The sequence below is a fragment of the Enterococcus raffinosus genome (genome assembly GCF_001886185.1).
Taxonomy (GTDB): Bacteria; Bacillota; Bacilli; order Lactobacillales; family Enterococcaceae; genus Enterococcus_A; species Enterococcus_A raffinosus.
Genome location: NZ_JXLA01000013.1, coordinates 53595 through 78936, shown reverse-complemented (window position 1 = coordinate 78936; position 25342 = coordinate 53595). Strand labels below are relative to the sequence as shown.

Annotated in this window: 26 protein-coding genes; 21 read left to right on the top strand and 5 right to left on the bottom strand. The window is 38.0% G+C overall.

What is annotated here, in order from left to right; genetic code table 11:
• Nucleotides 1–61: 61 nt before the first annotated feature.
• Complete coding sequence (locus RV13_RS08895; RefSeq protein WP_010746025.1) at nucleotides 62–1201, top strand: nucleotidyltransferase; 1140 nt, start codon at nucleotides 62–64, stop codon at nucleotides 1199–1201.
• 71 nt (nucleotides 1202–1272) lie between these two features.
• Nucleotides 1273–1992 carry a YebC/PmpR family DNA-binding transcriptional regulator gene (locus tag RV13_RS08890; protein WP_010746026.1) on the top strand — a complete coding sequence of 240 codons (720 nt, stop codon included), beginning with the start codon at nucleotides 1273–1275 and terminating at the stop codon, nucleotides 1990–1992.
• A 58-nt stretch (nucleotides 1993–2050) separates the two neighbouring features.
• On the opposite strand, the gene helD is transcribed toward RV13_RS08890, so the two are convergent.
• The 3 genes from helD to RV13_RS08875 form a co-directional block, all read right to left on the bottom strand.
• Nucleotides 2051–4333, bottom strand: coding sequence for an RNA polymerase recycling motor HelD (helD, locus tag RV13_RS08885; RefSeq protein WP_010746027.1), 2283 nt, complete (start codon nucleotides 4331–4333; stop codon nucleotides 2051–2053).
• 129 nt (nucleotides 4334–4462) lie between these two features.
• On the bottom strand, nucleotides 4463–5329 hold the full coding sequence (locus tag RV13_RS08880; RefSeq protein ID WP_010746028.1) for a VOC family protein: 867 nt from the start codon (nucleotides 5327–5329) through the stop codon (nucleotides 4463–4465).
• 17 nt (nucleotides 5330–5346) lie between these two features.
• The gene (locus RV13_RS08875) at nucleotides 5347–5757 is read right to left on the bottom strand and encodes a VOC family protein (RefSeq protein WP_060789393.1); all 411 of its coding nucleotides are present in this window, start codon (nucleotides 5755–5757) and stop codon (nucleotides 5347–5349) included.
• Between the two features lie 192 nt (nucleotides 5758–5949).
• On the opposite strand from RV13_RS08875, the gene RV13_RS08870 reads away from it, so the two are divergent.
• From RV13_RS08870 to RV13_RS08840, 7 genes are all read left to right on the top strand, one after another.
• Nucleotides 5950–6126: a 2-hydroxymuconate tautomerase gene (locus RV13_RS08870; protein WP_010746030.1), complete on the top strand. Its 177-nt coding sequence runs from the start codon at nucleotides 5950–5952 to the stop codon at nucleotides 6124–6126.
• Nucleotides 6127–6440: 314 nt separating this feature from the next.
• Nucleotides 6441–8381: a threonine--tRNA ligase gene (gene thrS / locus RV13_RS08865; RefSeq protein WP_010746031.1), complete on the top strand. Its 1941-nt coding sequence runs from the start codon at nucleotides 6441–6443 to the stop codon at nucleotides 8379–8381.
• 383 nt (nucleotides 8382–8764) lie between these two features.
• Nucleotides 8765–10882, top strand: coding sequence for a penicillin-binding transpeptidase domain-containing protein (locus RV13_RS08860; protein ID WP_010746032.1), 2118 nt, complete (start codon nucleotides 8765–8767; stop codon nucleotides 10880–10882).
• A gap of 104 nt (nucleotides 10883–10986) precedes the next feature.
• Complete coding sequence (locus RV13_RS08855) at nucleotides 10987–11460, top strand: glutathione peroxidase (RefSeq protein ID WP_010746033.1); 474 nt, start codon at nucleotides 10987–10989, stop codon at nucleotides 11458–11460.
• A 124-nt stretch (nucleotides 11461–11584) separates the two neighbouring features.
• On the top strand, nucleotides 11585–11734 hold the full coding sequence (rpmG, locus tag RV13_RS08850; protein ID WP_010740369.1) for a 50S ribosomal protein L33: 150 nt from the start codon (nucleotides 11585–11587) through the stop codon (nucleotides 11732–11734).
• Between the two features lie 177 nt (nucleotides 11735–11911).
• Nucleotides 11912–12319 carry a hypothetical protein gene (locus tag RV13_RS08845; protein WP_010746034.1) on the top strand — a complete coding sequence of 136 codons (408 nt, stop codon included), beginning with the start codon at nucleotides 11912–11914 and terminating at the stop codon, nucleotides 12317–12319.
• Complete coding sequence (locus tag RV13_RS08840) at nucleotides 12316–13053, top strand: DUF6681 family protein (protein ID WP_010746035.1); 738 nt, start codon at nucleotides 12316–12318, stop codon at nucleotides 13051–13053. Before RV13_RS08845 ends, RV13_RS08840 begins: the two co-directional genes overlap by 4 nt.
• Nucleotides 13054–13109: 56 nt before the next feature.
• Here the strand turns inward: RV13_RS08840 and RV13_RS08835 are convergent, their stop codons facing one another.
• Nucleotides 13110–14036, bottom strand: coding sequence for an ABC transporter substrate-binding protein (locus RV13_RS08835; RefSeq protein WP_010746036.1), 927 nt, complete (start codon nucleotides 14034–14036; stop codon nucleotides 13110–13112).
• A 159-nt stretch (nucleotides 14037–14195) separates the two neighbouring features.
• On the opposite strand from RV13_RS08835, the gene RV13_RS08830 reads away from it, so the two are divergent.
• The 11 genes from RV13_RS08830 to RV13_RS08780 all read left to right on the top strand — a co-directional run bounded on the left by RV13_RS08830 (nucleotide 14196) and on the right by RV13_RS08780 (nucleotide 23946).
• Nucleotides 14196–14993, top strand: coding sequence for an ABC transporter ATP-binding protein (locus RV13_RS08830; protein WP_010746037.1), 798 nt, complete (start codon nucleotides 14196–14198; stop codon nucleotides 14991–14993).
• Nucleotides 14986–15969 carry a FecCD family ABC transporter permease gene (locus RV13_RS08825; RefSeq protein WP_010746038.1) on the top strand — a complete coding sequence of 328 codons (984 nt, stop codon included), beginning with the start codon at nucleotides 14986–14988 and terminating at the stop codon, nucleotides 15967–15969. The genes RV13_RS08830 and RV13_RS08825 overlap by 8 nt, the downstream gene beginning before the upstream one ends.
• Nucleotides 15966–16949 carry a FecCD family ABC transporter permease gene (locus RV13_RS08820; RefSeq protein WP_010746039.1) on the top strand — a complete coding sequence of 328 codons (984 nt, stop codon included), beginning with the start codon at nucleotides 15966–15968 and terminating at the stop codon, nucleotides 16947–16949. Before RV13_RS08825 ends, RV13_RS08820 begins: the two co-directional genes overlap by 4 nt.
• 17 nt (nucleotides 16950–16966) lie before the next feature.
• Nucleotides 16967–17962, top strand: a complete 996-nt coding sequence (locus RV13_RS08815; protein WP_010746040.1) for a GDSL-type esterase/lipase family protein — start codon at nucleotides 16967–16969, stop codon at nucleotides 17960–17962.
• A 56-nt stretch (nucleotides 17963–18018) separates the two neighbouring features.
• Complete coding sequence (locus tag RV13_RS08810; RefSeq protein WP_010746041.1) at nucleotides 18019–18555, top strand: 5-formyltetrahydrofolate cyclo-ligase; 537 nt, start codon at nucleotides 18019–18021, stop codon at nucleotides 18553–18555.
• Between the two features lie 47 nt (nucleotides 18556–18602).
• Nucleotides 18603–19265: a rhomboid family intramembrane serine protease gene (locus RV13_RS08805; protein ID WP_010746042.1), complete on the top strand. Its 663-nt coding sequence runs from the start codon at nucleotides 18603–18605 to the stop codon at nucleotides 19263–19265.
• A gap of 255 nt (nucleotides 19266–19520) precedes the next feature.
• Nucleotides 19521–19727, top strand: a complete 207-nt coding sequence (locus RV13_RS08800) for a YqgQ family protein (protein ID WP_010746043.1) — start codon at nucleotides 19521–19523, stop codon at nucleotides 19725–19727.
• 1 nt (nucleotide 19728) lies between these two features.
• Nucleotides 19729–20685 (top strand): ROK family glucokinase, encoded by a 957-nt coding sequence (locus RV13_RS08795; protein ID WP_010746044.1) that lies wholly within the window; start codon nucleotides 19729–19731, stop codon nucleotides 20683–20685.
• Between the two features lie 26 nt (nucleotides 20686–20711).
• Nucleotides 20712–21113 carry a rhodanese-like domain-containing protein gene (locus tag RV13_RS08790; protein WP_010746045.1) on the top strand — a complete coding sequence of 134 codons (402 nt, stop codon included), beginning with the start codon at nucleotides 20712–20714 and terminating at the stop codon, nucleotides 21111–21113.
• Nucleotides 21114–21252: 139 nt separating this feature from the next.
• Nucleotides 21253–22065 (top strand): sugar-phosphatase, encoded by an 813-nt coding sequence (gene yidA / locus RV13_RS08785; protein ID WP_010746046.1) that lies wholly within the window; start codon nucleotides 21253–21255, stop codon nucleotides 22063–22065.
• A 108-nt stretch (nucleotides 22066–22173) separates the two neighbouring features.
• Nucleotides 22174–23946: an FAD/NAD(P)-binding protein gene (locus tag RV13_RS08780; protein ID WP_010746047.1), complete on the top strand. Its 1773-nt coding sequence runs from the start codon at nucleotides 22174–22176 to the stop codon at nucleotides 23944–23946.
• 27 nt (nucleotides 23947–23973) lie between these two features.
• On the opposite strand, the gene RV13_RS08775 is transcribed toward RV13_RS08780, so the two are convergent.
• Nucleotides 23974–24141, bottom strand: a complete 168-nt coding sequence (locus RV13_RS08775) for a DUF3042 family protein (RefSeq protein WP_010746048.1) — start codon at nucleotides 24139–24141, stop codon at nucleotides 23974–23976.
• Between the two features lie 207 nt (nucleotides 24142–24348).
• Between RV13_RS08775 and galE the strand changes: the two genes are divergently transcribed.
• On the top strand, nucleotides 24349–25338 hold the full coding sequence (galE, locus tag RV13_RS08770) for a UDP-glucose 4-epimerase GalE (protein WP_010746049.1): 990 nt from the start codon (nucleotides 24349–24351) through the stop codon (nucleotides 25336–25338).
• Nucleotides 25339–25342: the final 4 nt, after the last annotated feature.

The window sequence follows — 25342 nt, the reverse complement described above, 5'->3', positions numbered from 1 at the left end:
ATTTTTCATTGTGAGAATGTACCGAATAGTAAGTAAATGATAGTAAGTGAGGAGTTGAAAAATGCGAAGTTGCGGAATCGTTGTTGAGTACAACCCATTTCATAATGGACACCGTTATCATGCAGAAAAAGCACGAGAATTAAGCGGTGCGGATATTGTTGTTGCAGTGATGAGTGGTAACTTTCTACAAAGAGGTGAGCCTGCAATTACTGACAAATGGTCTCGTGCAGCAGCGGCACTAGAAAATGGTGTTGATCTCGTGGTTGAGCTGCCTTTTTCATGGGCGGTTCAATCTGCAGACTATTTTGCTAAGGGAAGCATTAAATTATTGCAGGCACTCAAGTGTGATGCACTCTGTTTTGGCACAGATAATGAACAACAATTTGACTATGCGGATTATGGACGCTTCTTTATTGAGGAGAAGCCTGCTATTGATCAATTATTTCATGAGTTACCAATTGGATGGAGTTATCCTGAAAAAATGGCAGAGGTGGTTTCACAGCTCTATCCGAAGGCGCAGAATTTTCCACCCAATCATATTTTAGGACTGAGCTATGCGAAGGAAAATGCGTTGTATGCACAACCGATGGAAATTTTTCCTTTAGCTAGAATGAATCAAGGCTATCACGACGAGTCATTAATCATGGATCAGTTTGCAAGTGCTACAGGAATCCGACATGCAGTATTCGCAGGCGAGGATATATCCGCTTTTGTTCCTAGTAAGACGTTGGAAGCGTTACGAAATACGCAAATATCGTGGTCAGATTTCTGGCCCTACTTAAATTATCAACTTCGTGCAAACTCCTTAAGCGACCTTCGAGAAATCTATCAAATGAGAGAAGGGGTCGAGCATCGTTTAATTGAGCAGGAAGCGGCCAGCTTTTCAGAATACCTGCAGCTAATTAGTACCAAACGATATACTCAGCCACGATTGCAGCGACTTTTGACCTATGTTTTGTTGCAGATCAAAGAAACAGAAATAATCGCTGAGCAAGAAAACTCAATGCTTCATATATTAGGTTTTACTAAAAAGGGTCAAGCGTATCTAAACAAACGAAAAAAACAGTTTACTTTACCGATTGCAGCAAAAATTGGTCAAAAAGAAAAAGAGAAACATTTTTTGACTTATCGTGCCGATCAGATCTATCAATTGATCCATCAGCAAGAACAAACAATTGGACGATTTCCTATTCAAGCATAAAAATACTTTCCAAAGCTTAAATGAGCCGTTATAATGAGAAAGTATGAAATTAACGAAAGAGAAGTGAAAACATGGGACGTAAATGGGCGAATATCGTAGCAAAAAAGACTGCGAAAGATGCAAACAACAGTAAAATTTACGCTAAATTTGGAATCGAGATTTATGCAGCTGCAAAATCAGGTGAACCTGATCCGCATGCAAATCAAAAATTACGTTTCGTAATCGAACGTGCTAAAACGTACAATGTGCCAAAACATATTATTGATCGCGCAATTGAAAAAGCGAAGGGGTCAGGAGACGAAACTTTCCAAGAATTACGTTATGAAGGCTTTGGTCCTAATGGTTCAATGGTAATCGTTGATGCCTTAACGAATAATGTAAACCGGACAGCATCAGACGTTCGTGCAGCATTTGGCAAGAACGGTGGAAATATGGGTGTCTCTGGTGCAGTTGCTTATATGTTTGACAACACTGCGTTATTCGGTTTCTCAGGTGAAGATGCAGATGAAATTTTAGAATATCTGATGGACAAGGAAATTGATGTTCGTGATGTTGTGGATGAAGAGGGTCAAGTTATCGTTTATGGAGAACCCGAAGACTTCAATGTAATCCAAGAAGCTTTAAAAGAAAAAGGGATCACAGAATTTTCAGTCGCAGAAATGCAAATGATTCCACAAAACGAAGTAACTCTAACTGGGGAAGATTTAGAAAAATTTGAAAAGATGATCGATGTGTTGGATGAACTAGAAGACGTTCAACAGGTCTATCACAATGTTGAGTTAGAAGACTAGCTTATAAAAAAAACCATTCAACTCTAATAAGAGCTGGATGGTTTTTTATTAAAGCTTTCTATTCGAAAGAAGCCTGTACATATAAGTTTTCGGGAATTGTTTCTAGTAAAGGACTTTTCTTTCCAATGACTAAAAGATTCAGTTCGTGCATCGCACGAGTACAAACAGTGTAAAGAATTAATTTATCTTGCTCTGTGTAATAATTCTCTGGTGAGATGTTCCAAGCAAAGACACGATCAAATTCTAACCCTTTTGCTAAATAAGTGGGAATAATAATCAGACTTTTCTTCATAAAATCTTCTTCATCAGTCAACAACTGTACGTGATCTTTTTGTTCGGAGGTCAATTGATCATAAAGCGTCTGACATTCTTCGACTGTTTTTGCGATAATAGCTGTGCGCCAGTATTTAGCTAGTTCGGCTGTTTCATCAATTTGATGAATTAACCCATCAATCATTTGACGTGTTTCGTTCGCATAATAAACTTTTGGTAGATCGCCAACTCGTGCAGTTAATTCAACTCGATTTTCTTGAGTCAGAAACTGATTTGCAAAATGAGTGATTTCTTCCGTCGAACGATAACTAGTCGTTAATTCAAAATGCGTCAAGGCTTGATCAGGAAAAATTTCTTCTAAGGAATGAACCATGCTTTCATTACCAAAGACCTTTTGGTTTAAATCGCCGCACAACGTATAGGTTGCTCTTGGATATAAATGACGTAGCAAAGCCACCTGGGCTGGAGAGAAATCCTGCATTTCGTCAATAAAAATGAAGCGGGCCTTTTGTTTTACGTCGAGTGGATGAATGGACTTCATCAGAAGAAACAGCAAGGTCCCGTCTTCTAAACTGATATCTTTTCGCTTGAAGTCCTTTAATAGCTCTTCAAGCATAGTTTTCCAATTACCCTCTGTCAATTGATAATCTGCTAATAAACGTTTCGGCAGGCTTTGCAAAAAATGCAGGTATTGCTTCGCATAATTAATGAATCCGAAACGATTGATTTGTCTGCGAAGTGGTCGTAATTTCTTTCGGACGACTTTCTGTGCCATTTGCCGACGCAAACGACGTTCAGCCTTTTCTGAATCTTCCATATCGGGATTATTAATAAAGACAGCATCAACTAACTCATCCGCTGCTTTTTTGACCCAGTCCTTTTTCATTTCGTCTTTTTCTAAGCCGCCTAATTTTTTTAACAATTTCGTTTGCAACAACTGCATTCGTTGATACATCGGTAATTCAGGATTAGCCTCTTGATACCAACTGCGGATTTGTCGTTTTGAGATTAAAACATCTTGATTTAGCTTGAGGTCACGAAATAATGGGCCCAAGTCAACGATTCGGTCAACATATTCATACAATTCCTGAACAATTGCAAAACTACTTTTTGCTCGCAGTACTCGATCATCTTGTCCAGAAAGAAAGACTTCTTCGTGACTTTCTTCGGTATGAATATGATACATAGGCAATAGCGCGCTCAAAAAAGTTTTAAAGGTTTCTGTTGGTATGCCGCTTTCTCCCAGTGAGGGTAAGACAGTTGAAATATAATCTGAAAAAATGTGGTTAGGGGAGAACAATAAGACCTGTTCATTCTCTAACCATTTTCGGTTGTGATAAAGCAGATAAGCAACTCGTTGAAGCAAAGCTGAGGTTTTTCCACTACCGGCAATTCCTTCAACAACTAAAACCTTACTTCTCGTATCACGAATGATTTCGTTTTGCGAACGCTGGATCGTTGCTACAATATTTTTCATATGGTTTGAAGAGGCTTCATCTAAGATTTCCAATAAGAAATCGTCATTAATCGCTTCTGAGGTATCAACCATCGATAGTATTTGCCCCTCACGAATTTTGAATTGCCGCTTCAATAAAAGTTCGATAGGAATGATTGCATCATGAGCTTCGTATTCTGTCTTGCCGAGTGTTCCTTCATAGTAGAGATTCGCAATAGGTGCCCGCCAGTCGATTACGACTGTTTCTTCTTGTGTATCTCTCAAAGAAGCGATACCTAAATAAAGCGTCTCAGCCTCTTGGTCCTCTTTAAAATCGATGCGCGCGAAATAAGGATTTTCTCCCATCAATTTCAACACTCTTTGACGTTTTTCTTGTGAAGCGAATGTTTGATAGCGTAAAAGCAGCTCTGCTTCGTGCTGTCGTGTATCAGCCATGGTTTCAGCTAATGCCTCAAAGGAACCACCTTGAATTCTTTGATCAGCATTTTCTAACATATCTGTATCAAATTTTGATTTGGTTTCTTTTTTTTGGCTGTCCAAAAAAGCAATTTCCTGTTGAATCAAAGCGCTTGTTTGCTGGACGTGCTCTTGTTCGTACTCTCTCGCGTTCATTGAGCATCCCCCTTTATTTTTACGTCAACTGTTTATAACAGCATAATAGTATAGCACATAAGAGTAAGGAGAGGCAAAAGGGTAGTTTGCGAAAAAAAAAGAGGAGGGTTCTCCTCTTTTTTGATGAAATCAAAGAATACCGTCATGAGCGCGTTTGATCCTAGCAAGATCAATTTTTTTCATTTTGTACATCTCTTCCGTGGCACGTCGAGCTTTTTCCAAATTTGAATCATTCGTCCACGCCAACAGGTCCTTGTTAACAGTTTGCCAAGAAACACCATAACGGTCTTCCATCCAACCGCATGGCCATTCTTTTCCATTCTTAGTGATTAAGTTCCACACATGATCAATGTCAGCTTGATCGTTAAAATAAAAGTAAAAGGAATTTCCCATGGAAAAGTCAAAGGCGTGTTTTTCAGGGCTGTCCATGATAATCAAATCGTGACCTCGAAGCTGAAAGCCAGAGGCACGTAAACGGTCATCTTTTCCTTTTATAACGAAAGTCTGCTTTCCGCCGAAAGTTGTGATCCATTCATCGACAGCCGCTTGAGCCAATCCATAATTTTTATTCGCAAACATAATGCAGGGAATAATCGTCTGTAAGTTCTCTCCCAAGCGAACCCGCCAAGAAACCCCATAGCGGTCATTCGTCCAACCAAATTTGCCAAGCTCAGGGTAGTCTGTTAATGCCATCAAAGTTTCACCGCTCTGATTCAATTGTTTCCAAACGTCATTGAGTTGCTTTTCGTTTTCACAGTTAACAACATAAGAAATGGCAGGAGTTGGTTCGAAATCCGGTCCGCCATTCAATAAAAGAAATTCAGTGCCTGCTAATTCTAAAGTAACGGTTAACAAGTCGCCAATCGTACCGTGTTCATTACTAATAAAATGAGTTTCATTCTTTTTCTTGCTGTCTTCAAATGTTTTCATATAAAAGTCAGCTGCTTCAGCTAACTGACCATCAAACCAGAGACAACAGCCAAATTGCTGCTCCATGACTACTCAACCTTCCTTCAATAAAGATTAATATGCCAAATGACACCATATGGATCTTTTACCATGCCATACAATTTTGCCCAAAATGTTTTTTCAAGTGGTAATAGGATCACTCCGTTTTTTGCCAATTGTAGAAAAATATCTGATGCCTCTTCTTCGGTGGAGGCATTAAAAACTAAAGCAATATTATTTCCAATAGTTATTGGTGAGGCTAATCCTTCAGGACTGTCAGAGATCATCATCGTTGTATCGTTAATTATCAAGCTTGAATTCATCACCAACTTCTTTATTGATTCATCTATCGGATGCTCATCATCTTGAGGCAAATCTCCAAAAGTCATAATTTTAGCAGGTTCTGTTTTAAACACATTTTCGTAAAACATAATAGCTTCTGCTGCTTGATCTTTAAAGTGCAAATAAATGTCCATGATAATTCCTCCAATCTTATGCATATACTCTACCATGAAGAGAAGGCTTTCAATAACAATTCGACTTGAACATATAGGTAATTATTGTATTCATTCAGCTGAAACCAGAAATGGGTTTGCTCTCTCTTTTTATTCTTACTTATGATAAAATATGAAACGATAGAACTATATTAATCAAAGGAGCGATTTGTTATGCCATTTGTTCACATCGAGTTAGTCGAAGGAAGAACAGAAGAACAATTAACGAAAATGGTGGAAGAAGTAACGGAAGCAGTCTCAAGAACTGCCGGAGCACCTAAAGAGAATATCCATGTAATCATTAATGAAATGCAAAAAGGAAAATATGCGCAAGGTGGCAAGTGGAAATAATTCATATTATACTTGCAATTCAAATCAATAAGTGTTTATAATGACTTTGTAATTGATTGATGAAGAAAGACACCTGAACTTGGAGGCTGTTTAACAGAGAGGAAAAGCATGGCTGAAACTTTTCCAGACAAGCACAAGGAATGACCACTTTCTGAGACTTCTGCATAAATGCAGAGGCGGACAGCGCCGTTATCGCTTGTGAGGAGCAGAAACTCTGCTCAAAGATTAGGTGGAACCACGTTTATTCGTCCTAGTACCGTTTTCGGTACTAGGACTTTTTTTATCAATCAAAACAAACAAGGGGGAATTACAGGATGGTAAAAATTTCATTTCCAGACGGATCTACAAAAGAGTTTAACAATGGTATTACTGGCTTAGAAATTGCAAAAAGTATTTCCAGTTCATTAGCCAAAAAAGCATTAGCTGTTGTGGTAAACGGTGAGCTAGAAGATTTGAATCGAGCAATCGAAGAAGACGCGGACTTAAAAATCATCACTGAAAAGGATGAAGAAGCTTTGCCACTTGTTCGTCATTCAAGTGCACACTTAATGGCACAAGCAATTCGTCGCTTATTCCCAAATATGCATTTCGGTGTCGGTCCAGCCATTGAGTCCGGTTTCTATTATGATACGGATAATGGTGAAGGCGCACAAATTAGTGAGGAAGATTTCCCAGCAATTGAAAAAGAAATGAAGAAGATTATCAAAGAAAATCTGCCGATTGAGCGTAAAGTGATGAGTCGACAAGAAGCTTTAGATTTCTTCAGCTATGACCCTTATAAGGTAGAGTTGATCACGGATCTGCCTGAAGATGAAGTCATCACAGCCTATACACAAGGCGAGTTCACTGACTTATGCCGTGGACCACATGTACCATCAACTGGGAAAATCAAGATTTTTAAATTATTATCTGTCGCAGGTGCTTATTGGCGAGGAAATTCTGACAATAAAATGATGCAGCGTGTTTATGGAACAGCATTCTTTAATCAAGCAGATTTGGATCATTTCTTAAAAATGCGTGAAGAAGCCAAAGAACGTGATCATCGTAAACTAGGAAAAGAATTAGACCTATTTATGATTTCACAAGAAGTTGGTTCGGGACTTCCATTCTGGCTGCCAAAAGGGGCAACGATTCGTCGTATCATTGAACGTTACATTGTTGATAAAGAAATCTCAATGGGATATGAGCATGTCTATACACCAGTCTTAGCTGATACAGGCCTATATAAAACATCTGGACACTGGGATCATTATAAGGAAGATATGTTCCCAATAATGGATATGGGAGACGGGGAAGAATCATTAGTTTTACGTCCAATGAACTGTCCACACCACATGATGATTTACAAAAATCATATTCACTCTTATCGTGAATTGCCAATTCGTTTAGCTGAACTTGGAATGGATCATCGGTATGAAAAATCTGGAGCTTTGTCTGGTTTACAACGTGTTCGTGAGATGACTATGAACGACGCTCATATTTTCGTCCGTCCAGATCAAATTAAAGAAGAATTTCGTCGCACTTTAGACTTGATTTTAGAAGTATACAAAGACTTTGGCTTCGAAGATTATCGTTTCCGTCTAAGCTATCGAGATCCTGAAAATACTGAAAAGTATTTTGATGATGATGAAATGTGGGAAACTTCTCAAGGGCTGTTAAAAGAAGTAATGGATGAATCAGGTTTTGATTACTTTGAAGCGGATGGAGAAGCAGCCTTCTATGGACCTAAATTGGACGTTCAAGTTTTAACTGCAATTGGAACAGAAGAAACACTTTCGACAATTCAATTTGACTTCTTGTTACCAGAGCGTTTCGATTTAACATATATTGGTGAAGATGGAAAAGAACATCGTCCAGTGGTTGTTCACCGTAGTGTCGTTTCAACAATGGAACGATTCACTGCCTATTTGATTGAACAATACAAAGGAGCCTTTCCAACATGGTTAGCACCTGAACAAGTAGCGATTTTACCAGTATCACCAGAGCATCACGGAGATTATGCTTATGAAGTAAAAGATCGTCTAGTTCGTGAAGGTGTTCGTGTCGAAGTTGATGATCGTAACGAGAAACTTGGCTACAAGATTCGTCAAGCACAAACACAAAAAATTCCTTATCTATTAGTTATTGGAGATAAAGAAGTTGAGAGTGCTTCAGTAAATGTCCGTCGTTATGGTAGTGAAGAGCAGCAAGCACAAGATTTGAATATATTTATTGAAGCAATTAAGGATGATATTGACAATTTAAGTCGTAATTAAGCTGAAGCGGTGAGTTCTCTCACCGCTTTCTTTTTTGGACTTATATGTTAAGTGAATACATAAAAACGATTCATTTGTGGAAAACTTTTTTAAGAAAATGCGTAATACTGACCATCTAAATTAATAAAGTTTTCCACAGGTAAATCGAAAAGGGATTGTTTCACGTAAAATGAGTTTTTGATCTAATAAGAACCCATATTTTACGCAAAAAAAGCCACGCTATTAAATTTTTTTCATTATCGCGTGAAACACTTTAGCATTTTGAATAGGAAAGAGCATAAAGTTATTAAACTATGGTAAAGGAAGGACGAATAATCCTTTTGAAAAAACTATTTTTCGGCTACAATAAGACAAGTAACTGTCAAAGTGGAAGGAACAGATGAATGAAATTTACAAATCCATTTAAAAAACTTTTTGAAAAATTGAAGCTGGCGGACGAAAGCGGGCGAAATCAAAATAGAAGTCATATTCCGTTTAGGTTAAACTTTTTGTTTTTTGTCATTTTTGGCTTGTTCGTGATTTTAGTTTCACGATTAGGTTATCTTCAAATTGTCGAAGGTGACAAGATGAAGGCGGAAATGAAAGCTTCAACGACCATAACTGTTAAGGAAAACGCTCCTCGAGGAGAGATATACGATGCAAAGGGCACGGCGTTAGTTAAGAACACACCAAATAGTGCTATTACTTTTACTCGTGGGAACGAGATGAAGGCGACAGAAATTCTTAAGCTCGCAACAGAACTAAACAAATTGATCGATGTTCCTGCAGATGAGAATTTGACGACACGTGATAAAAAAGACTATTGGTTGGCGGACGAAGACCACTTGAAAGAGGCTGAAGATCGTTTATCCTTCAAGGAGAAAAATTTAGACACTACGAATGAATATCAGAAGTTAGTCGATAAAGTCAAAGATAGTGAGATTCAACTTAATGACGAACAAATGAAAGTCGCAACGATCTTTAAACGAATGAATGCGGCGTCAGCACTAAGTACGGTCTTCATTAAAAACGAAGGTGTCACTGATGAAGAGTTGGCTGTAGTCGCTGAGCGGGCCTCTGATTTACCAGGCGTCTCTACAGGTACAGACTGGGACCGTTCTTATAATAATGATTTAGACGGCTCGTTGAAAAGTATCTTAGGTACAATCACTACAGAAAAAGAAGGTCTGCCCGCCGAGGAAGCAGATGCATTATTGAAAAAAGGCTATGCGCGTAATGACCGTGTCGGAAAGAGTTACCTAGAGAAGCAATATGAGGAACAGTTGCAAGGCAAAAAAGGGGAATATAAAGTAACCCTGAATCAAAATGGTACGATCGAGAAACAGCAAGAGGTCAAAGCAGGAGAAAAGGGATCGAATCTTGTTCTTACGATTAATTCAGACTTCCAGAAAAAAGTAGAGGATATCTTAAAGAATCACTACCAAGGTTTGATTGATAGCGGTGTTGCGAAATACTCACCCGGTGCCTACGCAGTTGCAATGAATCCTAACACAGGTGAAGTATTAGCGATGACAGGCTTCACTCATGATATCAATAGTAAAAATATAGAAGAAAATACCCTGGGAACGATTACCAGTGCATTTGTACCTGGATCTGTAGTCAAGGCTGGTACGGTCACTGCTGGATATCAAACAGGTGTAATAAGTGGGAATGATACCTTGATTGACCAACCGATTCAGTTATCTGGAACACCGTTGAAAGGTTCTATCTATAACAAGGTCTTAGGAAATCAAATCCCGCTGAATACTGTTAAGGCGTTAGAGTGGTCCTCTAATGCGTATATGATGCAGATTGTCTTACGTATGTTGGGTGTTCAATACCAGCAGAACATGACATTACCGGAAAGTGCTTCATCCAAGGAAATGTATGACAAATTACGTAAGGCGTTTGCCGAATATGGAATGGGTGTTAAAACACAAATTGATTTACCAAATGAATCTCCCGGTTTAGTAAATGAACAATTTGGGAAAGAAAACGGTCCTGGTGGCGGGAACTTACTTGATTTGTCATTTGGACAATATGACACGTATACTCCAATGCAGTTAGCACAGTATGCCTCAACAGTAGCCAATGGCGGAACTAGAATTTCTCCCCATGTAGTTAAAGGGATATACGGGAACAATGAAAGTGGCGGTTTAGGAAAGCTGCAACAAGAAATTACAGGGAAAAAGTTAGATCAAGTGAATATTACAGCTGATCAAATGGGAATTATCAAGCAAGGATTTTACCAGGCGGTGCATGGAAGCGATGCGTATACAACGGCTAAAGATTTAGCTTCTGCCAAGTTAGATCCCGCTGCAAAAACCGGAACGGCTGAGACTGTTGCCGAAAATGGTGAAAGTACTATTAATAGTAATATTGTGGCTTATGCCCCTTATGACAACCCTCAGATCGCGATTAGTGTAATGCTTCCAAACTTGGATGAAGAACATGATGATACAAATAAGGCTATTGCAAAAGACATTATAAATGCATTTGCGGACACATATGGCGTACAATAAAGCTAAGGGGCTTGCTCCTTAGCTTTTTCTGATGAACGATTAATGAGTAAAACAATCTCTTCTCCAAGAAAAAGAATGACCACTATGAAAAAGGAGTGCTAAACATGTCAGTGTATAATTTTGAAGTAAAACAGACCGATGGAACTGAAAAATCATTAGCAGATTACCAAGGAAAGGTCCTATTAATTGTTAATACTGCAACAGGCTGTGGTTTCACACCACAATACGAAGGATTACAAAATTTGTATGAACAGTACAAAGCTAAAGGGTTTGAAATTCTTGATTTTCCCTGCAATCAATTTGGCAATCAAGCTCCTGGAACGGATGTAGAAGTTGCAGAATTTTGTCAGTTGAAATATCATACGACGTTTCAAACGTTTGCTAAAATTGATGTAAATGGAGAAAACGAAGCTCCATTGTACAGCTATTTAAAAAGCGCGCAAGGTGGTTTACTTAACAAGGCAATTAAATGGAATTTTACAAAATTTCTTATTGATCGTGAAGGAAACGTGATAAAACGCTACGCTTCGCAAACGAAGCCTGAAGATATTGCAAAGGATATTGAGGCGCAACTTTAAAATCGTCAAGTAGAACTACTTAACGATTTTTGAAAAAACACTAGTCAAGGAAATCAAAACATGATATGATATCAAAGTCTGAGAAATATCTTGGAAAACTTGTATTTACAAGGGAGGGAAAATCATGCGCGTAAACATCACTTTAGAATGTACTTCTTGTAAAGAACGTAACTACCTAACAAATAAAAACAAACGTAACAATCCTGATCGTTTGGAAAAAATGAAATATTGCCCACGCGAACGCAAAGTTACTTTGCATAAAGAAGTAAAATAACCGCACTTACGAGTCAGCAATCCATTCGATTGCTGGCTTTTTTTATCAATAAACGAAAGTTTTTCTGACGTGTTTTCAGAAATCTACATAAAAACTTCATAGAATCCTAAACAAAAGCTAACCTTCCAGTGATAAAACTAGTTATTAAATAAAATAATTTTAGAAAGGAAGGATCCGATGCGTAAAGTTCCGCCGATTTTGAAGCCTATTGCTCTTTTAACATTATCGATTTTGATTGCTACGACTTCAGGAATTTTGAATAATTCCAGTTATCGTCAAGTAAAAGATTCCTCACCAACGGCAGAGTCATCAACTACTTCTACGACTGATTCTTCTCGGGATTCAAATAGTATGACTAATGAAACAAGCACAATCAACGAACAATCGTCAACGGAAGTATCTAAAATAAACAATAATATTGAGGCAAGTACAATCGAAAGGAACCAATCTGTAGATACACAGTCCTCTATTTCTAACGACCCTGTCTCGCCATCATCTTCTGTAGAGGAGTCACAAACAACACCTTCACAACAGCTACAGCCAGCCAATGATTCAGCGAGCTCAGAGGCAGGTGATACACAATGACGATACTATTAGACATAATAAATGGTTTAAATAAATTTTTAGGCTTTTTGGATATCAGTCCTAAATATTCCAACCGTGCATATACGTTGCTAAGCATCATACCTACCATTTATATTTTACGTATTGTTTATGGACTTTGGCTTAACCAAAACTATTTGCAATTGGTGCTCTATGGCTTAGTTTTTGTTGGATTGGTCTATTTCATTATTTTGAATTTTTTCTTTTATTTCTTAGATAAAAATTTAAAAGGAGACATCACGCAGCTTTTTGTCAAATATTTGCCAGATGATGCCTTTAACATTCAAAATGAAAAACAACAGAAAACGAAGAAAGTGTTTGAACAGGCGCAGGAAATCCCAGTTGATTTTACCGAGGATTACCAATTACGGTTAGTCGAAAATATTCAAGCATTAATCGATGATAATGAAATTAAGACACGTGATTTAACAGAAGAAGAAGGGTTCCTAATTGAAGAAAATACACTATATCCTTATTATTATGTGAAACAGATCGATTCTAGCACCTATCGATTACAGATTGGAAAAAATTATCGTGACCTTGAAACGATTGGAACAATCCGACAAAATGAACCACTGAGTCCGATTGGATTATTTATTATTGGTGGAGATTTCGTTAAGGACGGGGTTCGTTATCACGAGCCGTATCGTTTGAAATTCTTGGTAAAAAAAGAAGAAGCAGCCTCAGCTACACGGTCGCGTCGTAATAAAAGGTAAAAGCCGCCTGATCGTTTCCTTCTTAAAACAGAAGGAAACTTGATCAGGTCGGCTTTTTATTTCAAGACTTCGCGAATATTTTCAACCATTTTGGTATAGGCAATAGGTCCATTATATAACCAGCTTGATTCGCCATCAAATTCATACAAGTGATTATTTTTTACTGCCGGTATATTGCTCCACAAAGGATCCTTAAACATCGCAGCTCCAGAGTCACTGTTAACTAAAAAAATGTAATCAGCATCTAACTGAGAAAGACTTTCTAATGAAACCTGTGAGAAGTCAGCGGTTGCCTTTTTGCTGATATCCTTAGTTAATTGAGGAATCTCAAATCCTAATTCCTGATAAAGAAGTTGACCGCTAGAACGAGTATCTGCCACCATGAACGCGGAATTATTTGTTACCCATAAGACAACTGCTGACTTGCCTTGGATTTTGTCCTTCAAGTCATTTTTTGTTTTATCCACCAATTGGTTATAGTCATTCTCAACCTTTTTAGCCTTGTCCTCTTTACCTAGTACTTTTCCGATGTCTTCAAGTTGATCTCGCCAAGTAACGTTGTCCCCATTTTTTACTACATACGTTGGAGCGATTTTAGCGTATTCTTTATATTTTCCGCCTTCTAAAGAGCCGTTTGATCCGATTAATAATAAGTCTGGTTCAAACTTTAATACATTTTCATAAGGTAAATCATAGTTAATCGTTGGAACATCTTTTAACTTATCCTGCAGATAATTTTGAATTTTCCCTTTACCAACGGTCCACTGTGCCACAGGTTTTTCATCTAATGCAACTAAGTAATCTTCTAAATACGAGGCGATAATCCTTTTAGGCTTCTTTGGAACATCGACCTTGTGATTCTGTGCATCAGTTAATGTTTGAACGTCATTATTTGTATCTTTGTTGTCACTGCTTTGGCCACAAGCGGATAGACTAAACAAAGCCAATAAGGCAGCAGTTCCTAAAATTATTTTTTTGAACATAAAAAAACTCCTTTGAGGTTAATTGAGAAGTGTTCTCAATTGATATTATTACTGAAAGAATCAAGGGTGTCAACAGAGAGTTTTCTTTCACAAATGGTTGACGATGGTGAAAAAGAAGGTCATAATTGAGAACGATTATCAGAGAAAAGAGGAAGATCTATGACAAAATTAACTACAGCTGATCTTTCAATCGGATACGATAAAAAAGTAATTGTGAAGGATATTACAGTAGAAATTCCCAAAGGGCAGATTACCAGCCTAATCGGTCCAAATGGTAGTGGGAAGTCTACTTTTCTAAAGGGATTGGCACGTATTCTTGAGCCAGCTAAAGGAGAAGTTTTTATTGATGGTGAAAATATTCAGCGATTGGATACTAAATCAGTCGCACAAAAGATTACCTCTTTATCACAATCAAGCAGTCAGGTAAATGGACTGAGTGTGGAAGAAATTGTTGCCTACGGACGATTTCCTTATCAAAAAGGATTTTCAGGTTTGAAAGAAGAAGACCATCAATTAATTAATTGGGCTCTAGAAGCCACAAATCTACAAGCTTTAAAAGAACGGACATTGACAACTTTGTCAGGGGGACAGCAGCAACGTGTTTGGATTGCCATGGCGTTAGCGCAGGATACGGATATATTAATTTTAGATGAACCAATTACTTTTTTAGATCCGGCACATCAATTAGAGATTTTGGAATTGTTGCAAGAAATAAATCGACAAGGAAAAACGATTCTGATGACAATTCATGATTTGAATCATGCTTCGCGTTTTTCTGATTATTTATTAGGAATGAAAAAAGGTGAATTAATTTTTCAAGGAACGCCAAAAGAAATTTTTACAGCTGAAAAACTATTAAATTTATTTGATATACAAGCCACTTTTGCTACCTTACCAAATAGTGAGAAACCTTTAGTTATTGCTTATGATTTAGTAAAGGAGCAGGGAAATGGCTAAAAGAAGATACTTTTTACTTATCGTTGCTTTGTTCCTTATCGTAGCGATGTTTTTCTCTTTGAGGTATGGAGCAGTTACCAGTAAATGGGCAGATGTTCATCAAGCCTTGTTAAATTTTGATCCTGCTAATCAAGGAGAACAACTAGTTCGTTATTTACGCCTTCCAAGAATGATAGGAGCAGTCCTAGTTGGATCAGCCTTCGCAATAGCTGGTGCCTTGATTCAAGGAATCACCTCTAACCCAATCGCAGATTCTGGGCTGCTTGGTATCAACTCTGGAGCAGGATTAGGACTTGCACTGGTTTTTGCAATGAATGAGCAACCTTCTCCAGCGATCGGTATAACTGGATCATTTGTTGGAGCCTCTGTATCAATTCTACTGATTTACTTTATCTCTACTAAGGTTTCTTTTAGCTTATCTCCTGTTCGAATTGTTTTATTAGGAGCCGCTATCAGTTCTTTTTTCACGGCAATTAGTCAAAGTGTCAGTTTGTTGCTTGACTTGAATCAGGATATGACATTTTGGTTCGTCGGCGGAACTTCAAATCTCACGTGGAATCAATTGCATACAATTTTTCCACTGATTTTACTAGGAATCATTGGAGCTTGCTTGATCAGTCCGCAAATAACCTTACTGAGTTTAGGGGATGATACGGCAATTTCGTTAGGTAAAAATCCTGCTCGAATTCGTCAATTGACTCTTTTCATTGTTTTACTTTTATCCGGTAGCTCTGTTGCTCTTGTTGGAACAATCAGCTTTGTTGGATTGATCGTTCCACACGTTGTTCGTTTTTTTGTCGGACACGATTATCGTTATGTGATTCCGGCCTCAGGGCTATTTGGCGCCTTATTTTTTGTTGTTGCGGATATTGCTTCCCGATTAATTGCTCCGCCACTGGAGACACCGCCAGGGGTAATCATTACAATTATCGGAGTTCCATTTTTACTTTTACAGATTAGGAAGGGAAGCTTATGAGAAAAAAGCTGGGTTGGATAATTTTATTTCTTTTACTGTTTTTGGGTATTTTGCTCAGTTTAACAGTGGGAACTATTCCTCTTACCTTAAATGATTTACTTAGTGTCTTTCAAAATAAAGCGAGCATAAGTCAGCAATTAATCGTTTTTGATTTTCGTTTTCCTAGAATGTTAGTGTCGATACTAGCGGGTGTGGGATTAGCGGTTTCCGGATATTTATTTCAAACGATTACTCATAATGATTTGGCTGATCCAGGAATATTAGGAATCAATGCGGGGGCTGGATTAACGGTTTTAATATATTTAGGTTTTTTTGCTACAGGTGAAAGCAGTTGGTACTTACCTTTGATTGCATGTGTCGGAAGTTTTATCGCGACAGGATTGGTTTATTACTTCGGACGACAAGCAGAACGGATTACACCGAATCGTTTGCTTTTAGCAGGTGTTGCGGTTAACGCTGGAATTTCAGCATTGACTCTAATCGGAAGCATTCGAGTCTCTAAGGATAATTATCAATTTGTTACAGCATGGCTGGCTGGAACCATATGGGGGACGACTCGTCAGCATGTGTTGCTATTATTACCGTGGATTTTTTGCTTACTGCCTTTGATTTTACTTCGCGGGCGTTCATTAGAAGTTTTAGAATTAGGGGATGAGGTAGCAGTCGGATTAGGTGTCAAATTGAAGCGAACACAGTTATTCTTTTTAATTTGTGCGGTTTGCTTGGCAGCAGTGAGCGTTTCAGTTGCAGGAAGCATTAGTTTTATTGGTTTGATTGCGCCCCACATTGCTCGACAAGTAACGGGCAAAAAGAATAATCAAACATTGATAATGTCTGCCCTAATTGGCGGGGGATTGCTGCTGTTTAGTGATATTCTAGCTAGGGTTATTTTACCAAATGGTGAGATGGCAGCAGGAATTATTGTCTCGTTAATTGGCGCCCCTTATTTCATTTTACAGCTAATGAAAAAAAGCAAATAGAAAGGAGTTTTGACTATATGAGCTGGACAACAATATGGAGTCATGCACAAAGAGGAATTGCTCATCATAGTAATGGAGAAAAGCAGGTTTTTCTGCCATTGCGCCAAATTGCGCCTGTTGGAACAATTAGGCTGGTTTTTGCAAATGATTATGGGGATCAAGTGGAAAAGATTCGTAATCTGTTTATTCAGACAAATGATAGACGACAACAAATTGGTGACCTCTCCATTGCTCCAGGTGAAATAGTTCGGACAGCTCCAATCTCAATTGATCCTGAGGCTCAAAAGTGGCAGATTGCTTTTCAAAACGACTTAATGGAAAGTGGTTTCGCCGTTAATGACGCTGATGTTTTTGCTTCAACTTCCGTATCAAACTTTTGCTCTGGATTATTGGCGATCGAGGCAGAAGTTGCAGGTGACTGTGTCATCGCATTAGGAGATTCTTTGACTGAAGGGGCAACATGGACTGCACCACTGCAGAGAATGTTTCGTGAACAAAATATTTATTTGGTAAATCAAGGAATCAATGGCAGCTGTTTACTGAGATCGAGCAGCGATATTATGACGAAGGATTCCAAAGATTTTTTTTACGGCTACAGTGCGTTTCACCGTTTGAAAAAATGTTTCGCCAGCCATAAAGGGATTAAAAAAGTCATATTATTTATTGGAATTAATGATTTAATCCACGGGGATCTTTCAGTAAAAAAATTTCAGAAGGAAATAGAAAAGATCATTCAGGTGTGTGAGTATGAAAAGGTAGCTTATCAACTATGCACGTTGACTCCCTGTATGAACTATCCTGAGATGGACGAACAGAAGGAAAAGGTCAGGAAAGAGATCAACCGTTGGTTACTGAATACCTACACTAATGTATGGGATATTTCTTCAATCGTTGAAAAATCCTCAGGATATCTGAATCCGATGTTTGATAGTGGGGATCATTTGCATTTTAATGCAATCGCCGGTTTAGCGATTGCTCGTCAAATTTCTAGTGAATTTGTTAAAGGGGAGTAATCCCCTTTTTATTTTGTTCTGAGTTTGTTAGTATTTCTAGATAAGAAGGTGAGTAAATGGAGAAAGAAAAGCTACGACAACTTGCGATCAGGCGGCTAGAAGAAATAAAAGAGAATGGGGAAAGAAAAGTTCAAATTGAGAACATTTATCATAATTTTTTTCGAAGCAGTACGTGGAAAGATGTAAAAACAATTGGTGTGACGATGGCAACTTCACTCGAGTTTCCTACGGCCCCCCTAATTGAGCGTGCTTTTGCAACAGGAAGAAAAGTTGCTATTCCTAAGTCTTTGCCGAAGGGTGAGATGATCTTTCACTGGATCGATTCGACGACAGAATATTATACGACGAAATTCGGTGTGGAGGAGCCTGACATCGAAGATAAGGCACAACCGGACGAACTGGATTTACTGATTGTCCCAGGGCTGATTTTTAATAGAGCGGGTTATCGAATCGGTTTTGGCGGTGGATATTATGATCGCTACTTAGCGAATTATAAGGGAAAAACATGTAGTTTTGTGTTTGCTGAGCAGTTAATGGAAGATTGGCAGATAGAGGCGTTTGATCAACCAATTCAACAGTTATTTCTATCTTAAGCAACCCCCATTTGGTCAAAATTTTGAAGAATAAGAGAGGTGGATATATGAGAAAAGACAGACCTTATGTGATGTACACGCTTTTTGCAATTAATACAATTGTTTTTATAATGCAGTACTTGTTACCAGGATTATCCATAGAAAACCAATTAGGAATGTTTGCGCCTTCGGTTATTTGGCAGCATCAGTATTGGCGTTTTATTACACCGATGTTTATCCATTTTGGTTTAATGCATTTCGCCTTGAATGGTGTTGTGCTCTATTATATGGGACAACAATGCGAAGCAATTTTTGGTCATTGGCGATTTGCAATCATTTATTTACTAAGTGGTGTAATGGGGAATTTTGCCAGCTTTGCGTTTAATCAGCCGACCACGTTATCGGGTGGTGCTAGTACAGCGATTTTTGGGTTGTTTGGTGCCTTTTTAATAGTAGGTTTGCATTATCGGGACAACGGAGCAATTCAAGCTTTGACTCGCCAGTTTGCATTGTTCATTTTAATGAACTTAGCCTTTGGTTTATTTGATTCCACGATTGATATTTGGGGGCATTTAGGAGGTATCATTGGAGGAGCTTTATCTGGCTGGGCGCTAGCGGTACCTTATTCGCAGGACCGCTTTACCACAAGGGCACGAGTTACTGCTGTATTGTTTTTCATTTTTGCTATCGTTCTTTTTGTTTTCTTTGGATTAAGAAAATTTAGTATGTAGGAATAAACGCGGACAAAGTTGTCCGCGTTTTAAATGGTGATAGCCAAACAATTATCTGCTTGTGTTTAACAATAAAGTAAGAGAAAATTTTTACTGGAAGGTAAGTATTGAAAGAATCATTGTATTGGAATTGCGGCTATTCAATCAATACTTTAAAATATAGAATGGATAATTGGATCAAAAATAAACTAGGAAATAAAAAAATAGGCTATAAAAAAGAGAAAATTTTCTGTATAATATTAGGGATGTGGTTTGATGGAAAGTTTGTATGATGTACAGCAGCTTTTAAAGCAATTTGGTATCTATGTTTATGTTGGCAAACGAATATACGATATTGAATTAATGCAGATTGAATTAAAGAATTTGTACGAGAGTCGTGTTATTGATCGTGATACTTATTTGCAAGGCTGGGGCATATTAAAACGAGAACATCACATTGAAGAAAGTCGAGAAGGTGACTAAAGTGGATAAAAAATTATTAGGTATTGACTTAGGTGGAACAACTGTGAAATTTGCAATTTTGACTGAAGCAGGTGAAATTCAGCAAAAATGGAGTATTGAGACGAATATTTTAGATGATGGTTCTCATATTGTTCCAGACATCATTGAATCAATCAACCATCATCTAGCTTTATATGATATGAAGCCAGAACAATTCATGGGAATTGGTATGGGAACGCCTGGTAGTGTCGATATCGAAGCAGGAACAGTCATTGGCGCCTACAATTTAAATTGGACTACCTTGCAACAAGTTAAAAGTGAAATAGAAAAAGGAACGAAAATTAAGTTCAGTATCGATAACGATGCTAATGTTGCCGCTTTGGGTGAACGTTGGAAGGGTGCAGGAGACAACGAACAAGATGTCGTGTTTATAACTCTTGGCACTGGTGTTGGTGGCGGAATCGTAATGAATGGTCAATTACTTCACGGGATTGCCGGATGTGCGGGTGAGGTTGGGCATATAACAGTTGATCCAAACGGTTTTGAGTGTACCTGTGGCAAACGAGGCTGCCTAGAAACTATCGCGAGTGCAACCGGAGTTGTTCGTGTCGCTCGTAAACTAGCGGAAGAATACGCTGGCGGCTCGAAACTAAAAGCTCGTCTAGATAATGGTGAAGACATCACAAGTAAGGATGTTTTTGAATTAGCTGAAGCTGAAGGCGATGATTTAGCTTTAATGGTTGTTGATAAAGTGACTTTCTATTTGGGATTAGCTTGCGGCAATCTTGGTAATACGTTGAATCCTTCAACAATCGTAATCGGTGGTGGCGTTTCGGCAGCAGGAGAATTCTTGCGTAGTCGTGTCGAAAACTATTTCAAACAATTTACTTTCCCACAAGTACGTGAAAGCACAAAGATCAAACTAGCAGAATTAGGAAATGAAGCGGGTGTAATTGGCGCGGCTTCATTAGCAAAATAGATTAAAAGTAAGAGAGGAATTAAGGCATGTCAATTTGGTGGAAAATTAATATCGTACTTATTTCGGTCCTTGTACTATTTGGACTTTATGAGTTAGTTGTGCGGATCATGATGAGACGTTCTGCGAAAATTATCACTCAAGAAGAATTTCAAGCGGGGATGCGTAAAGCTCAAGTTGTCGATGTACGTGAACGAGATGAGTTTAACGCAAAGCATATTTTAGGAGCACGCAGCTTTCCATTCAGTATGTTGAAAGAAACTTATAGTTCTTTACGAAAAGACCAACCAATTTATCTTTATGATCATAATAAGGCCGTTAGTGCTCGTGCAGCGAACATGTTACGAAAAAAAGGCTATAAGGACTTGTACATTCTTAAAGGCGGTATGCAAGAATGGACTGGAAAAGTGAAACAGAAAAAGATTGATTAACTAGTAACGGCCGGATTAGAGTCTGGCTGTTTTTATTTTTTCAATCATTAATTTAGTAAATTGACGTGCTTTTAAATTACGACTATCATAGAAGTTGAAAACATTTTTGTATAAGATAAATAAGAATTAGGAGAATTGTATGAGTATAAAGTTAGTTGCCATAGATTTAGATGGAACATTACTGAACGATCATCATGAAATCAATCAGCCGGTCGTTGACTGTATTAAGAAAGCTCGCAGGGCTGGAGTATATGTCGTTCTTTCTACTGGACGACCGTTATCAGGAACAAAATCACAGTTAGAGGTATTAGGATTAGATAATGAGGATGATTACATCATTACTTATAATGGCGCCTTAGTTTTAAATACAAAAACTTGGGATGTTGTAGCTGAGCGTAGTCTGACGAGAGCAGATTACCTAGAAATTGATTATCTGGCACGTTCGCTAAATGTTCATCTGCACATCGCTGATAAAAAAGCAATGTACACAGCCAACCGTGATATCAGCCAATATACGGTTCTGGAATCCCACTTGGTAAATATGCCGCTACATTATCGCACACCGGAGGAAATTGCGGAAAATGTGTTGGCTGTTAAAATGATGATGATTGATGATCCTGAAATCTTGAGTGGCGCCTTCAAAAAAATCCCGGCGGAGTACTTTGAGAAATATACAATCGTTCGCAGTACCCCTTATTTCCTTGAAGTATTAAATTCCAATGCCAGTAAAGGATTGGCTTTAAAAGAATTGAGTGAACATCTAGGAGTAAAAAAAGCTGAAGTAATGGCAATTGGGGACGCAGAAAATGACTTATCAATGATTGAGTTTGCTGGAACTGGCATAGCTATGGGAAATGCTAGTGAGACAGTCAAAGCAGCTGCTGATTATACTGTAGCAACAAATTTAGAGGATGGCGTTAAGGAAGCATTTGAGCGTTGGGTGCTAAAATAGTTTTTAAAGTTTCTGGTGAAAAAATCATCAGAAACTTTTTTTTATTGATTATTCAACGATTATTCTCTACTCTTAAAGAGACGAATCTATCAAAAATGAGGAATGAATATGAAAAAAATCGCGATTGTTGGAGCGGGACCTTATGGGTTAATTGCATTGGGCCGATTAATTAAGCAAGCACCTGAGTCAGAAAAAATAGAACTTTTGTTGTTCGATCCTGATGGACCAGGTGGGAACATTTGGCGTGAGAACCAAACGGATCAAGTTATTATGAATACGGTTATGCAGCATGTGACCCTCTATTCTGAGGATGAAGGCCCAAATCTAGCAGAATGGAGCCAAAAAGAGGCACCAAGTTATCTGTCTTCTTTAGCGTTTGGTGAAACTTTTTTTTCGGAGACAAATTTAAAGGAAAATGACTATTGTCAACGACGTTATTATGGCGTTTACCAAAAGTGGTTTTTTGACGAACTTTTAAAAACGTTACCTGAAAATGTGATGGTTAAAATGGTTAAAGAGCGAGTCGTTGATTTGATTATAGAGGAGAATCAAATCATTCTTCAAGCTTCGGAGATTTATCAGGTAGATGATGTGATTTTAGCAACGGGACATTCTCAAAATGAATTGAATCAGTCTGAAGAAGAAAATCAAAATCATGCAAACAAGCATGGACTTTTCTATCAAAGTCCAGGAAATCCTTCCGATACGCAGTTAGGTTATCTGATTGAAGGAGAGCCAGTAATACTTCGCGGACTAGGGTTAAGCTTTTTTGATTATATTGCATTATTTGTAGATAGATGGGGCGGAAAGTTTTTCGAAGGCGAGGATGGTTGTTTGGGATATCGCCCATCTGGTAAAGAGCAACTTTTGATTGCTGGGTCAGGTAGAGGATTACCTTATCATGCGCGTCCGAACAATCAAAAAAAACTTGGAGAGGATGCACAACCGCAAATTTTAACGGAAAAGTTCATGACACAATTTAATGGTAGTGCTGATGAATTATTTGATTTACTTAAAAAAGAAGCAGAACTAATATTTTATCAAAAAAAATTGTCCAGTACAGAAATGGATTTAGAAGCTTTTCTGTCTGACTATCGTTCAGATGATAGAGAATCTGTTTTAAAAAAATATCAGATACCGATCGAGTCTCGTTTAGATTGGTCCGTTCTTCTAAATCCAGCGAAGGGAGTTTCTCCACAAGCATTTCCTAATTTTATTCTAGAATATTTAAAAAAAGATATCACTGAGGCAGAGTTAGGAAATCAAACTGGGCCAATTGCTGCTGCAGTTGATACATATAAAGAGCTTCAGGCGCCATTTAACTACATGTTGGACCACGAAAAATTTACACCGAAAGAGTATTTTGATGATTTCTTTGCGACATTCAATCGGAATTATAGTTTTTTAACCATTGGTGCACCAGTCATTCGGCAAAAACAATTATTGGCTTTGATAGAAGCAGGAATCGTTAAAATTTTAGCACCAGAAATGGTAGTTGAAAGAGAGGGTGGAGAATTTTTAGCCTATAGTAAGAGGGCTCCTGCACGTTTTTTTAAAACAAAAAATTTCATCGAAGCACGTCTTCCAGCTACAAGTTTAAAAAGAACAAAAAATTCTCTACTAATCCGAATGCGAGAAAAGGGGTATTTATCTTCTCATAATGTACCGTTCGAGGGGAAGAAACATTTTACGGGTGCTATCAAAGTTGTTCGCGAAACACATCAAGTGATAGATCAAAACGATAAGGTGTTACCCCATGTTTATTGTTACGGAATCCCACTAGAAGGACTAGATTGGTTAAATGCTGCTTCTCCTCGACCTAAAAGTGAGGATCGCGTCTTCGATTTGGCAAATAGGATCGTCACTACAATTTATAAATAAAAAAGAAAGCCGACTTGGCTTTCTTTTTTATCGAGCAATTCTTTTTCTACGAGCTTTTTTACGATTTTCATCAATTTTTGATTCTTTTTCCTCGATTGGATCGATAACCTTCTTTTTAACACCCATCACTACGCTAGCAACTACTGCAGCTGCAGCTAAAGTACCAGTAACGAATCCTGAAGCAAATTTACGCATCTGTCATCACTCCTTTCTAAACTATAAGAAACATATTTCTCATCGAAAAATACGAACTGTATATCATTTAACTTCTTCTTATACCCTTATTATGAAGCAAAACTCTAAAAATTAAAAGTTTAATGAATGGAAATGAGGGTTGATTTTATTTAGTAAACAAACTATACTTTGTTTACTAAATAAATTGAAGAGACAGGAGTAGATTAAATGGCAATTTTAGTATTAGGTGGAGCAGGCTATATTGGGTCTCATACAGTCGACAAATTAATTACTCAAAAATATGATGTTGTAGTTGTGGATAATTTGTTGACGGGTCATCGTAAAGCAGTTCATCCAGATGCAAGATTTTATGAAGGGGATTGTCGTGACAAAGCATTTATGAAGGATGTCTTTACGAAAGAGTCAATTGAAGGTGTCGTTCATTTTGCGGCTAGTTCGTTAGTTGGTGAATCGGTGGAAAAACCGTTAAAATATTTCAATAACAATGTAGTCGGTATGGAAAGCCTATTAGAAGTTATGGAGGAATTTGGTGTTAAAAATATTGTCTTTTCTTCAACTGCAGCAACTTATGGCGAACCAGGTGTTTCACCTATCACAGAAGAAGTGGCTACCAATCCTACTAACCCCTATGGCGAAAGTAAATTAATGATGGAGAAAATGATGAGATGGTGTGATAATGCTTATGGCATGCGCTATGTAGCTTTACGCTATTTCAATGTTGCTGGTGCGAAGGCTGACGCAAGTATCGGAGAGGATCACGATCCTGAGACACATTTAGTACCAATTATTTTACAGGTAGCATTAGGACAAAGAGATCATTTGACAATTTTCGGTGATGATTATGATACTCCAGATGGCACTTGTATTCGTGACTATGTTCAAGTTGAAGATCTGGCGGCTGCACATATTCTGGCATTAGAATATTTGAAAGCCGGGAATCCGAGCAACTTCTTTAATCTGGGCTCAAATAATGGCTATTCAGTGAAAGAAATGCTGGATGCAGCGCGTGAAGTTACAGGCAAGGAAATTTCGGCAGAAATTGGACCGCGTCGTGCTGGGGACCCAAGTCGTTTAGTAGCTTCTAGTGAAAAAGTGAAAGAGACTTTAGGTTGGAAACCAGAATACACAGATATAAAAGCAATTATAGAAACTGCGTGGAACTGGCATGTTGGCCATCCACATGGATATGAGGAGTAGGAGG